Annotated in this window: 11 protein-coding genes and 1 tRNA gene; 2 read left to right on the forward strand and 10 right to left on the reverse strand. The window is 48.5% G+C overall.

Features of this window, described 5'->3' with window-relative positions; genetic code table 11:
* Positions 1-72: 72 nt before the first annotated feature.
* The 3 genes from K9N57_05665 to K9N57_05675 all read right to left on the reverse strand — a co-directional run bounded on the left by K9N57_05665 (position 73) and on the right by K9N57_05675 (position 5,058).
* Positions 73-1,101: a hypothetical protein gene (locus tag K9N57_05665; protein MCF7803656.1), complete on the reverse strand. Its 1,029-nt coding sequence runs from the start codon at positions 1,099-1,101 to the stop codon at positions 73-75.
* Positions 1,102-1,258: 157 nt separating this feature from the next.
* On the reverse strand, positions 1,259-3,694 hold the full coding sequence (gene leuS / locus K9N57_05670) for a leucine--tRNA ligase (protein MCF7803657.1): 2,436 nt from the start codon (positions 3,692-3,694) through the stop codon (positions 1,259-1,261).
* 86 nt (positions 3,695-3,780) lie between these two features.
* Positions 3,781-5,058, reverse strand: coding sequence for a cystathionine gamma-synthase family protein (locus K9N57_05675; protein MCF7803658.1), 1,278 nt, complete (start codon positions 5,056-5,058; stop codon positions 3,781-3,783).
* A gap of 445 nt (positions 5,059-5,503) precedes the next feature.
* On the opposite strand from K9N57_05675, the gene K9N57_05680 reads away from it, so the two are divergent.
* Together K9N57_05680 and K9N57_05685 are read left to right on the forward strand one after the other, a co-directional pair.
* Positions 5,504-6,835 carry a hypothetical protein gene (locus K9N57_05680; GenBank protein MCF7803659.1) on the forward strand — a complete coding sequence of 444 codons (1,332 nt, stop codon included), beginning with the start codon at positions 5,504-5,506 and terminating at the stop codon, positions 6,833-6,835.
* Between the two features lie 157 nt (positions 6,836-6,992).
* A complete protein-coding gene (locus K9N57_05685; GenBank protein ID MCF7803660.1) occupies positions 6,993-8,339 on the forward strand; it encodes a carboxypeptidase-like regulatory domain-containing protein in 1,347 nt (448 codons plus the stop codon).
* 82 nt (positions 8,340-8,421) lie between these two features.
* Here the strand turns inward: K9N57_05685 and aroF are convergent, their stop codons facing one another.
* The 7 genes from aroF to K9N57_05720 form a co-directional block, all read right to left on the reverse strand.
* Positions 8,422-9,468: a 3-deoxy-7-phosphoheptulonate synthase gene (gene aroF, locus K9N57_05690; protein ID MCF7803661.1), complete on the reverse strand. Its 1,047-nt coding sequence runs from the start codon at positions 9,466-9,468 to the stop codon at positions 8,422-8,424.
* Between the two features lie 37 nt (positions 9,469-9,505).
* On the reverse strand, positions 9,506-9,895 hold the full coding sequence (gene aroH / locus K9N57_05695; GenBank protein MCF7803662.1) for a chorismate mutase: 390 nt from the start codon (positions 9,893-9,895) through the stop codon (positions 9,506-9,508).
* Between the two features lie 239 nt (positions 9,896-10,134).
* A tRNA-Pro gene (locus K9N57_05700) sits at positions 10,135-10,210 on the reverse strand.
* Between the two features lie 86 nt (positions 10,211-10,296).
* A complete protein-coding gene (locus K9N57_05705; protein ID MCF7803663.1) occupies positions 10,297-10,980 on the reverse strand; it encodes an HAD family phosphatase in 684 nt (227 codons plus the stop codon).
* Positions 10,970-11,599 carry a DedA family protein gene (locus K9N57_05710; GenBank protein ID MCF7803664.1) on the reverse strand — a complete coding sequence of 210 codons (630 nt, stop codon included), beginning with the start codon at positions 11,597-11,599 and terminating at the stop codon, positions 10,970-10,972. Before K9N57_05710 ends, K9N57_05705 begins: the two co-directional genes overlap by 11 nt.
* A gap of 98 nt (positions 11,600-11,697) precedes the next feature.
* Entirely contained in the window at positions 11,698-14,193 is a 2,496-nt protein-coding gene (locus K9N57_05715; GenBank protein MCF7803665.1) for a glycoside hydrolase family 95 protein, read from the reverse strand.
* Between the two features lie 245 nt (positions 14,194-14,438).
* Positions 14,439-15,101, reverse strand: coding sequence for an SGNH/GDSL hydrolase family protein (locus K9N57_05720; GenBank protein MCF7803666.1), 663 nt, complete (start codon positions 15,099-15,101; stop codon positions 14,439-14,441).
* Positions 15,102-15,397: the final 296 nt, after the last annotated feature.

Genomic DNA, 15,397 nt, shown 5'->3' on the forward strand with positions numbered 1-15,397 from the left:
TAAACTTATGGATTTCCAAGATATATCGCAGCCTGCGGCATCCTTTGTGAGATAATCCTCCCTTTTCAGGATCTACATGGCGAAAACAAGTACGACGATAATCAGGAGTACAATTACTGAACCGACGATGAAATAAGTTGTCGTTGAGGATTGCTTTCCGGTTTTCTCAGAGACGTTCTCCTCGTCAGTTTCTTTCTCTTTACTCATGTCCCTGTGATCCTTCATTCCGGAAATGTGGATGAGCTTATCGCGGCGCTCGATGATTCTGTCCTTCATCTCAATTGAACTCCGGAGCTTTTCGAAATGTGGCAATTGAGACAATAACTCGTCGCTCTCCGTATACAGTTGAAGCCGATCAAGAACATTGGCAAAAATCTCAAAAAACTTTATCGCTTCTTCATCCCGTTCAATAGAACGTTCAGCGCGTCTGTAGATAAATAGTTGGTGTTCCTTGAATTCGTCTAAAAGATCAAGAAAGGGGTTCACCCTTCCCCGACCTGTTTCAAATATGGTATCCACGGCGTCAGAAAGTTCCTGAATATTTCGCTTGTCAATCAGGTTCCCTGCGTATTGAATTTGCTTTTGCAGGGTCGAATCAGTTTCAGCGATTTCGGTAATGAGCTCTCTACGCTCGTTAAATACGCTTTTCAGGGAGTTAAATTCTTGAAGCAGATCTCCAAGGTTTTCTTTGGAATACATTTTTTCTTCGATGGCGTGTTCCATTGAATCATGAAAGTCATGGTAGGTTTGAATGAGTTGTTTATCCAGTCGTATCAGTTCAAAGGTGTTGTAGATACTAATTTCCTTCAGCTTATAGAAGTGGTTCTCCTGCGTCTCTTTTGCGAGCTCTTGCCCCGTTTGGCGAAGTTGGGTCTTTAGCGTATTAACATAATTCACTGATTCAATGGGTTCATGCTGGGCGACATGAGGCGCATCTTCTTCAAGCTTTTTGGCGGCTGTATTAAACCATTCCCGGAGACCTGCCAGGGATTTTCCGGTGGTGATGCGTTCATCCTGCGACCAATAGCCTGCGTAATCGTTTCCAGGGGACAATTGTCGGTTTTTCTCTAATGTATCCCGATAATCCTGCAAAGTATTCATATTCGACACCCACCATTATTTTAATGTAAAGCGGAAAAATGCCAGGATGGCATTTATAATGTCGACAGATTTCGGTAAAAGATTAGTGAAAAAATCTTCCGGAGTGTGGGCGCGTAAAATGTTTGATGGCAGACAGCGCTACTGCCTGCCCTCAACACTATTTTACAACAATGTTCACGAGTCGATTCGGGATGACGATTGTTTTCCCAATCTCTTTTCCCTCAGTGTATTTCTGCACCTTTTCCCTGCCGATTGCCTGTTCTTTTAACGCTTTTTTACTGGCATCTGCAGGAGCGTGGAAAGAATCTCTGACTTTGCCATTTACCTGGATAACGATTTCGACGGTTTCATCCTGAAGCAGGTCTTCGCGGTATTCAGGCATCGCGGTCTCAAAGATAGATGGTTCATTCCCTAATCGAACCCAGAGTTCCTCGCCAAGGTGTGGAGCGAACGGTGCGATTAATCGCACAAGGACATCAAGGTTTTCCCGGGCGATATCCGCGCCCGTTTTGTACATCGCATTCACATATTCCATGATTCGGCTGAGAGCGGTATTAAACTTAAAGTCGGCCGTATCCTCCAGCACACTCTTGATTGTGTTGTGCATAATGCGCAGCAATTCGTCATCGGAACATTCCATGATATCGGTATCGGCATGGGAGTTCACCAGCCGCCACATACGGTTCACAAACCGGTCTATTCCAACGATGCCTTTATCGCTCCAGTCTCCGCCGTCCTCGTACGGCCCCATAAACATCAGATACATCCGAAAAATATCCGAGCCGTAATCGTCAATAAATTCATCCGGGGAGACCGTATTTCCCCGCGATTTCGACATCTTAGAGCCATCTTTGGTAATAGTCCCCTGGTGCAACAGGCGCTGAAACGGTTCATCAAAATCGAGTAAGCCAGCATCGTGCAATGCTTTAATCACGAACCTGGCGTACAGCAAATGCATAGTGGCATGTTCGGCGCCGCCGACGTACTGATCCACCGGGAGCCACTCTTTTACCCGCTCGGGATTCCATGGACCGTCTTCATACCGGGCATCTACGTATCTGAGAAAATACCAGGACGAATCGACAAAGGTATCCATGGTATCAATTTCTCTGGTGGCTTCGCTTCCGCATTCCGGACACGAGGTGTTCAGGAATTCGTCTGAATGCCCCAGCGGTGCAATCCCACTGCCCTGGGTATCCCGGAGATCCAAATCTCTGGGCAACTCAACCGGCAGATCGTCCACCGGAACCGGTACCGTACCGCAGTCATCGCAATAGACAACCGGAATCGGCGCTCCCCAGTAACGTTGCCTGGATATAAGCCAGTCACGGAGCCGGTATTGAACACTCGCCTTTCCTATACCCCGTTCCTCGCAGTCTCCCGCTATCTTTTTGATGGCTTTTTCTGAGGACAGTCCGCTGTATTCCTCGGAATTGATTAACACACCGTATTCCGTATAACTGGTATCAGTCCCATGCGAATCCCCGTCGGGGCTGATAACCTCTTCAATGGACAAGTCGTATTTTCGGGCAAATTCATAATCACGTTCATCATGCGCAGGAACGGCCATAATGGCACCGGTACCGTAGGTATAGAGCACGTAATCGGCTATCCAGATAGGAATCCGGGCCTTGGTAAAGGGGTTTATCGCATATGCTCCGGTAAAAACACCGGTCTTTTCACGATCTTCCGCCAAGCGATCGATGTCGCTGGCTCTCAGTGCTTTAGCCACATATTCTTCAACTTCAATGCGTTGCTGTTCAGTGGTAATTTCCTCAACCAGCGGATGCTCGGGGGCAAGCACCATATAAGTCGCGCCATAAATCGTATCGGGGCGCGTGGTAAATACCTTAATCTCCTCTTCATCCTGCTCCGCGAGTGGGAACATCATTTCCGCCCCAACACTCTTACCAATCCAGTGCCGCTGCATGGCCTTGGTCTTCTCTGGCCAGTCGATGCGTTCCAGGCCCTCGAGCAATTCCTCGGCGTAGTCGGTAATTTTAAAAAACCACTGCTCCAGCTTTTTCTTTTCAACTTCACTGTCGCAACGTTCACACTTCCCCTCAATCACCTGCTCGTTCGCCAGCACTGTCTCACAACTCGGGCACCAATTGACCGGTGCATTTTCTTTGTAGGCTAACCCCTCCTCATATAACTTCAGAAATATCCACTGAGTCCATTTATAATAGTCGGGATCGCTGGTATCCACCTCATTTCGCCAGTCGTACATCGCACCAATCTGGCGTAGTTGTTTCCGCATGTAATCGATATTGGCCTGAGTACTCTTGTCCGGGTGGATACCGTGCTTAATGGCGTAATTCTCCGCCGGAAGCCCAAAGGCATCAAATCCCATGGGTTCGAACACGTTTTTTCCGTTCATTCGCTGAAATCTGGCCCAGGTGTCGGTCGGCCCAAAGTTATACCAGTGGCCACAATGGAGTTTGTCTCCTGATGGATAGCTAAACATTACAAGTGTATAGAGTTTATCGTCCGGATTATCTAAATCCGGTTCGTGTAATCCATTTTCCTGCCAGTAATTGCGCCATTTGGTTTCGACTTCCCGGAACGGATAGTGTTCTGCTTCCTCGTGCACTACGTTTCTCCTGCCTTTCTCTGCTGAATTTCAATATCAATAAATTTACATAAAACTCCCGATGAATCAAACCAGATAGTCACGTATTAAACGGCTTCCAGGGCCTGATTCAAGTCAGCCCGTATGTCTTCCTTATTTTCGACACCAATAGATAATCGGACTAAATTCGGTGTAATCCCCATACGCCGCTGATCTGTCGGGGTAATGTCAGCATGGGTCATGGTTCCGGGATGTTCTGCCAGAGATTCCGTACCACCAAGACTCACGGCCAGGTGTATCATCTGAAGAGCATTTAAGAACCGAAATGCTTCTGCTTCCCCACCTTCTATGGTAAAGGAAATCATGGCCCCAGGGGCTTCACATTGGCGTTGATATACTTCGTATTGCGGATCGTCTTCCGTTAAATTGCCAAGATAATGTATCTCGTTAACCTTGGAGTGTGAATTTAGGTAATCTCCTATATACTTGGCGTTTTCAACTTGTGACGTCATGCGTAACTTGAGGGTCTCAAGGCTGCGCAGGAGCATCCACCCTGTCCATGGGCCGCACATGGTGCCGGTGATAGTCCGGAAGTTCTGGATTTGATGGATCAATTCCTTTGAACCAAGACAGACCCCGGCAATCAGGTCGCTGTGGCCACCGATATATTTTGTCGCCGAATATAGCACCAAATCTGCCCCATGCTTCAAGGGATGTTGCCATAGCGGTCCCAGAAAGGTATTATCAACTGCGACAAGGGGGTTTTTATCATTGGATGAATATTCGTCTGCCAATTCACGGCACATCCGGATATCAATCAGGTCATTTGTCGGGTTGGCCGGCGTTTCAATATAGATCATCCCCAAAGTACTATCGCCAAGCTCCTCCGCCAGAATTTCTACGATATCTTTCCTGTCTGCCTTCGCCGGGAATCCGATTGACTTGATGCCGAACTCCGGCAGGATGTGCTTGAGCAGATAATCTGTGCCGCCATAAACAGGCTCACTATGCAAAATCGCATCGCCGGGACGGAGTACTTCAAGGAGTGTTGTTGTGATGGCTGACATCCCGCTCTCGAAGACTGCGGCTGCTTCAGCATCGTCCCAGAGCGTGAGACGATCCTCCAGGATTTCCAGGTCGGGATTATTTAACCGGCTGTAAATCAGCCCGAGCTTTTCATTTTTCCGCTGTTCCCGTAAGCCGTATGCCACTTCAAAAAAGGCTTTCCCCTCTTCTGCCGTTTCAAAGACAAAGGTAGATGTCTGGAAAATCGGGCACTTTATTGCCCCTTCCGACCATTCCGGCTTATATCCGTAACTCATCATCAGGCTCTCCGGGGATAGACGGTGATCGTTAATAGTTTTGGACTTATGCGACCTGCTCATAATCGACTCCTTTACGTCTTATGATTTATTTATTAGAAAGACTCGGCATCTATTCAAATTTTTCACGGATTAATGGTCAGGTCTGTGTGAGATGTATCATAACAATATGATATCACACTCCGAAAAGCAATGGAACTTCAATGAATTGTTTGCCGGGTAATAAATTTTACCACAGAATTCAGACAGGGAATTCTGTTAATTTAATTTGAATTGTCCCTCCGCTCCCCTATAACTGCTACCATATTGAGGGAGAAACGTTAATATCGTAATCTTATAGTCGATTAATTAATTAAATATTTAAAAATCAAATAATGTAAAAAAGTTGTGATTTTACTCAATATATATAATTAAATTTATTTTTTTGAGAATGATCACTTACAGTAGTCAACCTCTCCTCTATGTTCTTTGCAGACAGTTGAGAAGAACAACAGACGGAGGCAATGCAATGAGATATATAAGGAAAATAACAACCGTAATACTGGTATTGGTTACCTCGTCATTCTTCCTGATAGCTTGTAGTGACTCTCCTACCGATAGTGGTGGAACTGCTAAGGTGCAGGGCCAGGTAACCGATGAAGATGGAAATGACGGATTTACCAAACCGACAGGTGGTGTCGAAGGCGCAACTGTAACTATGGTTCGCGCGAGTAGCGACGGGTCGTTTGAAGCGGTCTCCACTTCATCGGTGGAAACCGACGCCAACGGATATTTTACCGTTGAAACTGATGTGGAAAATGAGTCGAACTTGATTGTCCAGGCGGAAAAGAACGGTATGACGTGGCGCTCTGTTGTTACGGCTGAAGTACAAAGTGATGCAACCGTCGAAAGCAAGCCGATGACGGAAGAATCTACCGTGGAAGCCGGTGTCTATGCTGAAGCCAGAGCCGACGGGAGTGCCGACACTTGGACGTCCACCAGTATCAAGTCGAATATAAATGCCAGCGTAGCGACAGAAGTTCGGGGTAACACCTCAGCCTATGCCGATCTTGCAGCTGCAATTCAGAATGAAGCCGATGCTGAAGCGGCAGCTTTAATGGAAATTTCCAACAAGTCACAGGCTGACGTTGACGCCATCGCAGAGGCCCAGGCGGATGCCCAGGCCAATCTGGAATCGAATCTTTATGCAGCCGGTTCGTCATCCGCCAAGGAGCAGGCATATACCGATTTCTACTCTAGTGTAGAAGCCGGATACGAGGATGAAGACGTTAACGACAAGGAGCGGTCAAAAGCACTGAGCGTCTCCGGCAAGGTGCTTGTTGAGTCAGCATCAAATCTGGATTCCGACGTCCGGACCGCACTTAAGCAAAAATCGTCAACCGAAATTGCGGCAGCGATGGATGACGCAGTCCAGGCGCAATTAAACACTATAGGCGCCTCACAGAACACTGTTCAGGCGGCTGCGGACGCGAACGCTGCACTGCAGACCAGGATTGAATCGGCCCAGACCATGAGTGATATCGAGGCCGCATTCAGCACCTATCACGATAGTGTTGTGGCGCATACCCAGACGGCCGCGGAATCCAATGCAAATATTCAATCCAGTGTAGTGGCCGATATTGATTCCGGCATTAACGCGTCCGGCGGAGCCAAAGCGACACTCGATGCCGCCATTCAGGCCGCAATCGCAACCGGGATCAACGTAAATGCTATCGTCACGGCGTATACCGAGTTCTTCAGTGCTATCCGGTCTACTGTGGAATCCTCGTTCTCCACTGCTGGATCTGCTGAAGTCGAAGCGGTTACTGATCTGTTAATTCTGGCAAACATTTCGGTATAACCGAGACAGGACGAACCTCTGAAAAGGGCTCCCTAAACCGGGAGCCCTTTTTTAATTTGGGAAATTGACGTTTGTCACTGTATAATTACAATTATTGCATCTATATTAGTCAAAATCTGCACAGTACCAACGAGTTTGAACATTAAGGAGGGCTTTCATGAAACCAAAATTTCGCACTTTTTTTACACTGACAATTGTAGCCGTTCTTCTCATATCCTGTGATACTTCCCCACTGGCCACCGGCGATCCATCGATGGTGGAAGGTTACGTCACGGATGGTGATGGTAATCAGGGTTTTAGCAAACCAGCTGCCGGTATCGAAGGCGCCACAGTCACCCTGGCCCGGATTAAGACCGATGGCGAAATCCAGACCGTCTCCAATGCGGAGGTAACTACAGACGCCGAGGGAAAATTTACCCTCGAAACCGATCTGGAAAATGAACGGCACCTCGTGGTGATCGCCACAAAGAATTCCAATGAGTGGAGAGCAATCGTGTCCGCATCCGTACAAAACGGCAATACTGTCCGGTGTGAGCCACTGACGACAGAATCAACGGTGGAGGCGGCAGTATTTGAAAAGTTTATGGCGGAATACGGCGAAGAAATGTCCAAAGACCGGGCGGCGCTGGAAATCCAAAATGCTGTGAATGCCCGGACAGCTTCAGAAGTATATCTGTTGCAGCCCAGCTATGTGACCCTGGCGACTGCAGTCAGAAATCGGATTGACGCAAAAGCACAACTCCTGTCCGCCAACACTGGATCCGGCTATCCGCAGGCAGAGATGGATTCGTTACGTGTCCAGGCTCAGGCTCAACTTGAGACCCAACTCTACAATGCCAATGGTAATGCTTCGGCTATTCAGTCTGCATATACTGCCTACAATGATGCCTGGATGGAAGTGGCATTGGACGCCGGAATTCAGGCTGATCACTATACCCAGGCTGAACAGGCCGGTTACTGGTCCCTGACGCAATCTTCTACGAGTCTTACGGGCAATGCGGAAGCTGCGCTGGCCCATAAAGCGGCCGTGCACAAGGCGAATGCCGCCGCCTACGCTGCCGCTCAGCTATTTGATTCTCTGGAAGTAATAAACGGAGCAGCTGCGAGTAATGTTACGAACGTGGAAGGATTTGGGCAGACCCTTAAGGCGGATATAAAGTCCTCCACTACCCTCAGTGGAATTGAAGGCGCATTTCAGGCATTTCGGGACAGCCTCATGGCTGAACTAGCCGCGGCAATTGACGCCAATGTAATCAACGTTTCAGCAGAAGATATTTCCGCCATTGATACTGAAATCAGGAACAATGCCCGGGTGACTCTGCGAAACAGGATACGTAGCGCAGTTGGTCTGGGAGGGGCAATTAACATTGACGACGTGGTCGGCGCCTATATCACATTTATGAGCGACGTAGATGCAAGATACCGCAATGTGGGCGTGCTGCAGCAGAACCATGCCGGCGTCGCGACTTCCGTCACTATTCTGGCGCATATCCTTGCGGATTAGCACCTGAATTACATTTGATTAAATAAAAAAGGCACCTCCGACTGGAGGTGCCTTTTTTTATTTCTACCTGTATTCTCTTCAATTACACCGCTGCCGGCTCCTGCTCCGGAACACTCACATGCCGGTCAATGGCATGGGCGATATGGTTTATTTGTCCCATCAGCGTACTGAACCGGTCCGGAACCAGCGACTGGCGTCCGTCGGACAGCGCTTCAGTCGGATTGGGGTGGACTTCAATAATCAGTCCGTCCGCTCCGGCAGCCACTGCCGCTCTGGACGCAGCTTGCACCAGTTCCCACTTGCCGGTGGCGTGACTTGGATCCACAATCACCGGAAGATGCGAAAGTTCTTTCAGCACCGGTACGGCGTTGATATCCAGCGTGTTTCGCGTGTATTTCGAGTCGAACGTTCTGATACCGCGCTCACAGAGCATCACGTTATAGTTTCCATTAGACATAATGTACTCCGCAGCCAGTAGCAGTTCATCGATGGTATTCGAGAATCCACGTTTCAGCATCACTGGGGTATCGGATTCACCTGCGGCGTGCAACAGGTTATAGTTCTGCATATTCCGTGCGCCGATCTGAAGGATATCTGAATATTTAGCTACCAATTCAACCTGTGACGGCCCCATGACTTCAGTGATCACCGGCATGCCGGTTTCGTCGCCGACTGTATCCAGCATTTCCAGGCCCTCTTCCCCGAGTCCCTGGAAACTGTAAGGCGAGGTTCTGGGCTTGAACGCCCCGCCTCGCAGAATTTTAGCGCCTGCATTTTTCACTTCATTGGCGGTAGTGCGCAACTGATCCCAACCTTCCACCGAGCATGGACCGGCTATGACTACTACTTCGTCAGTGCCAACGGAAACGTCATTCACATTGACCACTGTCCCCTCGGGATGAAAATCTTTGCTGGAGAGTTTGTACGGTTTGAGGATCGGAACGATTTCCTCAACGCCGGGGAAACTTTCGTAGTGCTTTTTATCCAGGGAACGTTCATCACCGATAACCCCGACGATAGTTCGTTCGGTGCCCTGCGATAGATGCACCTTAAAGCCGGCATCCTCAATCGACTCTGTAACATGATTGAGATCCTGCTCTTCCGCATCTGGTTTCATTACAATAATCATGATCTTATTTCCTCTGTCTTTTGTTTGCTATTTGAGTTTATCGGCTGGCCGGCGTGTCGTCCAGCGCCCGCTCGGGCCTGAGACTCTCCGCGCCATTCAGATACACATGCTGTATCTCACCGATGGATTTTTCTGTATTCCAGTGCAACAAGATTCTGATACATTTTTTGAGTCCGCCGGGCACATCCATCTCGTGACCGCACAGGAGTGCCTGGTCATACCAACCCAGATTCCGGGCCGCCACGGCTGGATACTCGGCATTCACATCGCTGGAGGTTGTAAAAATAACGCTGGCGATATCGTCCGGATCAATGCCGTTTTCATCTACCATAGAAGTTAACAGCTCCCGGGTCCCAGCGAGAATGGCCTCCCTTTCGTTCGCTTCAATTGTGGTTGCGCCTCTAACGCCCTGGCACCTCATACAAATCTCCTGTTTTACCCTAAAAAAAAAGCGTGGGAGCCTTTCGACTTTCCCACGCTTCAGAGAGTAAATGTTTGTTGTTGACTTACACCGTTTCGCTCCCTAAAACGCAGGTTGGGCTATAATAAAAGCGAAAAAAGTAAAAATAGACGGGTAGAGCGTAGTTGCCACTTTTATCCGTCATGTAAATTCCTATTCCCTGGTCTGTAGAGTTCATCGGTTTTGTAATATATCTCAGTTCTGTGTCGGGGTGCCCGGATTTGAACCGGGGACCTCTTCGTCCCGAACGAAGCGCGCTAAACCGGACTGCGCTACACCCCGAAAATAGTTCCTGTAAAAAAGCAATTCAGATGTTTTTTCAATCTGAATGGTGCAATTGTACAATTTTTTCGGATTGATTGCAACTGCTAATGCCGGGTATTCCCAGCGCCACTCACAATTTCCGGAATTTCCAGGAGATCGGACACATGAAATTCGGCACTCTCCAAAGATTGGGTATTATCTTTGTGGCTGTAACCGATGACAGTGAGTCCAGCTCCCTGTGCTGCTTTAACACCAGGCTCCGAATCTTCAATGACGATGGTTGCATCTTTGGTGCAAGCCATGGTTTTACATGTATATTCATAAATGGCCGGATCGGGTTTCCCGCGTCCACCCACATCATCGGCGCTGACAATATGATCAAAAAATTCTCCCAACGGAAATCGTTCCAGCGCGTAGCCAATCCACTCCCGGGAGGATGATGAAGCCAGACATTGAGCAACGCCAAGGGCATCAATCTCGTGCAGTGTTTGTTGAACGTTTGGCATCAGGCTGGCCTTCTCACCGTAAATTCTTCGTGCAACCCGATTGTATTCACGTAAATATTCATCTTTGGAAATTGAGATACCGTATTCCTCTGCAAGCAGTTCGTAAATATCGCCGAGGCTTCTCCCGACTAACCGGGACTGGTCGAACGCCTCCCAGTCATTCACCACATCTTCCAGAAAGAGCGAGTCAAGTGAATTCCAGTGGCGCTCCGAGTCGATGAGAACTCCGTCCATATCCCAGATGACTGTACGGTATTTGGGAGTTACCTGTTCAGAAGGCATACTTGATTATGATAAATCCACCGATGAGCAGCACCGTGAAAACGATGGTCAGCAGATTGAAATATTTGTCGATGAACGATTTAATCGGCTTCCCGAATTTCCAGATGAGCGCTCCCACCAAAAAGAACCGCCCTGCGCGTCCAACCAGCGAAGCTATAATCAGGATTGGTATACTAACCTTGAATACCCCGGCTGCAATGGTAAATACCTTGTACGGGATAGGGGTAAAACCGGAGATGGCAATGGCTGTGAAAGCGTTGTTATTGTACATCTCTCCCACCCGGCGGAACTGGGCTTCCACGTCGTAAAATTCAATAATGCCTGCGCCTATGGATTCATACAATCCCCAGCCGATATAATAGCCGAGGAACGCTCCAAGGACGCTCCCGGTCAGTGCAATGCCAGCGAATTTGAATGACTTCGATGGGATTGAAATCGCCAGTGCAATCAACAGTACATCCGGCGGAATCGGGAAAAAGGACGACTCCGCGAATGCCAGGATAAACAGCGCCAGCCCCCCATACGGGGTTTCCGCCCAGTGGAGTACCCAGTCGTACAGTGAGCGCACCCATTTGAAGGGGTTAATTGAAATTGATGAAGAGGAATGTGAATTTGCCATAGAATGAGGAAAATTATCCTGTATTATGGTTTGTAGATTTAGCGTGAAGTTTACGCGAAATGGCGGCGACTGTCAAATTGAATGAGCCACAATACATCTTAAAATCGAATGACATATTTATTTCCGGGTTCCGTCTGAAAATCGTATTCACGCACTTCACGTAAATCGAGATCTTCCTGGGAGGCTTGGGGTGAAATCAGCGGTTTCTTCACTTCCGGAGTGTAATATAATGGATTTGGATTTTTGCCTTGGTGTTTTATCAATGAAGCGTTGGAAACGGATTCCGGTTCCCAATAGGTACGAAGTCTGACATTACCGCCGAGTTCAGAATAAATTACCGCCTTCACCGGTTTTTCGTCCTGCCACTCGATATCTACAGTGAACCCACCGCGTGCTTTTAGTCCGTTGACTCTTCCGGCCGGCCAGGCATCCGGCAACGCAGGCAACAGATGAATCGCCCCATCATGACTCTGTATCAGCATTTCGGCAACGCCGGCGGTGGCGCCGAAATTCCCGTCAATTTGAAACGGCGGATGCGCATCGAACAGATTGGGATAGGTTCCGCCCCTCTCTTCCCCGTCGGGTAAAATTGCCGGTTTGATTTGGTCTTCCAAAAGTTTATATGCATGATTCCCGTCCAACAGGCGCGCCCAGAGATTTACCTTCCAACCCATGGACCACCCGGTGGATTCATCCCCGCGAGCCAGCAGCGAAGTGCGGGCTGCGCTAAATAGTTTGGGATTCCGGTACGGTGAAATCTGATTACCAGGATGCAGTCCATACAAGTGCGACACATGGCGATGGCCATCATTGGGATCATCCCAATCCTTAATCCACTCCTGTAACTGGCCCCAGTGACCGATCTGCATCGGCGGAATACGTTTCTTCTTTGCTTTGACGGTATCTATAAACGCCTGATCCCGATCCAGGACCTCAGCAGCCCGGATAATGTTGGAAAACACATCGTAAACCAGCTGGTTATCCATCGTAGTGCCCGCTGCCATAGTCACGCCATCATGGTGCGCATTCTCAGGCGACATGGACGGCGCTACCACAAGCCAGTCGTTTTCGGGATACTCCTGGAGGACATCCACGTAAAAAGTCGCCGCACCCTTTAGAATGGCATAGACCTCCTTTAAAAATTCTTTATCCCCAGTAAAAAGGTAGTGCTGCCAGAGATGCTGTGAGAGCCACGCGCCACCGTTCGGCCACATCCCGTAATACGCACCGTCAATCGGGCCGGTAATTCGCCATATATCGGTATTGTGATGGACGTTCCATCCCCTGGCTCCGTACATTTCGATAGCACTTGTCTGTCCGGTTACCGACAGATCCCTGAGGAGAGAAAACAGCGGCTGGTGCATCTCGGTCAGATTCGTCACCTCGGCTGGCCAGTAATTCATCTCCGTATTGATATTTATTGTATACTTGCTGTCCCAGGGAGGCGAGGTTTCCCTGTTCCAGATGCCCTGGAGGTTGGCCGGTTGTCCGCCGGGCTGGGAGCTGGCGATCAACAGATATCTTCCAAACTGGAAAAAGAGTTCGGCCATCTGAGGATCATCTGCGGACTTAAACTCTTTTACGCGAATGTCAGTTGATTTTTCGGCTTGCTCCGTCTTTCCTAAGTCTAGTGACACACGATTAAAGTACTGCTGATAGTCATCAATATGGTCAGCCTTCATCTGATCATAATTTTTATCCAGCGCTTCATTTAAATACTGCTCCGCCCTTAACGAGGGATTCCCAGTAAGATCTTTGTAACTGTTGAAGTTGGTTCCGATGGAGATATACAAAATTGCCTCATTCCCTCCGTGAACGCTCACCGTACTGTCATTCGAAATAACCGTGCCGCCCTCTACCTCCGGCTCAACGATTGTGTAAAATTTCACTTTACCTTCTTTGTTATCATAATCCCCTGATTGGCCGGACAGAATTAGCCGGTTGGTTCCGGTATCCACACGGAAGTGCTCCATCGGGCTGTCGGCACCCATTGTGAACGTGATGTTTCCCGGCTCACTAGCCGTGAGACGCAGAACAATAACATGATCCATGAACGAGGTAAAAACCTCCCGGCGATATTGCACGCCGCCCACACTATAGGAAACGGTTGCTACCGCCTCGCTGATATCCAGATCCCGGTAGTATTTGCTAACCTTTTCGTGCCCGGGAAATTTCAAATACAGGCTACCGATGGTCTGAAACGGCATGCCGTAGTTATTGTCCGGAGGTGCGTGTCGTGGCAGATATTTGTAGGCTAACTCCTGGGCTTCCGCGTTTTTCCCGGCAAAGAGTAGCCTGCGAATCTCCGGCAGATGCTCTTTCAGTTCAGTCTTTACATTGTTGCCGGGCTCGCCTGCCCAAACGGTCTCTTCATTCAACTGAATTTCTTCATGACCGGGCTTTCCATATATCATTGCACCGATACGGCCGTTCCCCACTGGCAGAGCCTCTTCCCAGCGATCCGCCGGTTTGTCGTACCAGAGTTTAAGGTCATCATTTTCTTGAGCGAACACCCCATCAGGCCTGACGATAAAACTCAGTCCAATGATAAGTAATAGTTTTATTAACCATGAAGAATGAAAATACCGGCGCATAAAATGAGACCTCGTCTGATGATTAAGGCATTATTGAATATAGGAAGAGAAATGTCAATGAGGGGCGGTGATCAACCAACAATTACAAAGAATCTGACAGGATGAACAGGATTGACTGGATTTAAAAAGAACCAGATAAAAATTTTTGACCGTTATCCTGTCCATCCTGTACATCCTGTCAATTTTCTTCTATTGTCCGTGCTATCTTTTGCAAATCCTCCGTTTTTCTCTCCGTTTTCATGTTTTCATTTTAAAATTTTTTCAAATCCCTCCCACACTGCCCTGGCAATCTCCTTTTGTCCAGCGCGATTGGGATGCAGCCCGTCCACGTAATTCGGCGGAGATACCGCATTTAGCAGTGAGATGAATTCCACCGATCTCCTTTTCGCCAATGTCCGATATTCACTTTCCAGGATCTGCAGCGATTGCTTCGTATTTTCGTTATACATTTTTCGGACATTCACCGAATCCATGGTATCCAGATTGATGTCGGTTGGCGCAAGGAGGACAATTTCCGCCTCCGCATTCCTCTCCCGGATTATCTCAATCATCCACCGCACATTTTCTACACAGGATGCAACTATCGCTTTTGTTCCATCCTTCAAGTCATTAACTCCCAGGAAGATAAGGAAATAATCAGCGTCCGGATTATTCTCAATCACCGGCAATAACTGCCCCCGATCAGCGGTTTTACGTCCGTTTCGACCGGCATTCACCCAGTTGATACCCGGATGCTCCTGCTTCAGGTAATGTACCCAGCTATCGCCATCCGCCCGTGCGCCGTTGGTTATGGAGTCACCAAAGCAAACGACTTTTCTCTGTGAATCCGCTGAAATCAATAATACAACGACAGCGAATGAGGCAATTACGGACAAGACCACACCCAGGTTCTTAACTGTGTCATTCATAGCAATTTCCCACATGCGATTTCAATTATATTCCAGATTATGGCTATTAAACTCACTCAGGATTTGGGGTTTATCGCGTTTGTTACAACTCACCCCCTTTGTCCCCCTCTCTTCGAAGAGAGGGGGAAAATGACAGCGCTGGTATGACCACCGCGTCCCCTGGAGTTGCAACAATAAAATGGACACCCGAAGTAGTTAGGCGGCTTGGTTGTGGAGCATCTGTGCATATTGTTCCGGACTTTGGTAGTTGAGGGTGGAGTGTTTCCGCTGGCGGTTATAGAAGATCTCGATATAGT

This window comes from Candidatus Neomarinimicrobiota bacterium, from assembly GCA_021734025.1.
Taxonomy (GTDB): Bacteria; Fidelibacterota; JAANXI01; order JAANXI01; family JAANXI01; genus JAANXI01.

Bases quoted from the DNA above. Each gene is read 5' to 3' on its own strand.
- K9N57_05665 (MCF7803656.1), bottom strand. From the start codon at position 1,101: ATGAATACTTTGCAGGATTATCGGGATACATTAGAGAAAAACCGACAA.
- K9N57_05675 (MCF7803658.1), bottom strand. From the start codon at position 5,058: ATGAGCAGGTCGCATAAGTCCAAAACTATTAACGATCACCGTCTATCC.
- K9N57_05680 (MCF7803659.1), top strand. From the start codon at position 5,504: ATGAGATATATAAGGAAAATAACAACCGTAATACTGGTATTGGTTACC.
- K9N57_05685 (MCF7803660.1), top strand. From the start codon at position 6,993: ATGAAACCAAAATTTCGCACTTTTTTTACACTGACAATTGTAGCCGTT.
- aroF (MCF7803661.1), bottom strand. From the start codon at position 9,468: ATGATTATTGTAATGAAACCAGATGCGGAAGAGCAGGATCTCAATCAT.
- K9N57_05705 (MCF7803663.1), bottom strand. From the start codon at position 10,980: ATGCCTTCTGAACAGGTAACTCCCAAATACCGTACAGTCATCTGGGAT.
- K9N57_05710 (MCF7803664.1), bottom strand. From the start codon at position 11,599: ATGGCAAATTCACATTCCTCTTCATCAATTTCAATTAACCCCTTCAAA.
- K9N57_05715 (MCF7803665.1), bottom strand. From the start codon at position 14,193: ATGCGCCGGTATTTTCATTCTTCATGGTTAATAAAACTATTACTTATC.
- K9N57_05720 (MCF7803666.1), bottom strand. From the start codon at position 15,101: ATGAATGACACAGTTAAGAACCTGGGTGTGGTCTTGTCCGTAATTGCC.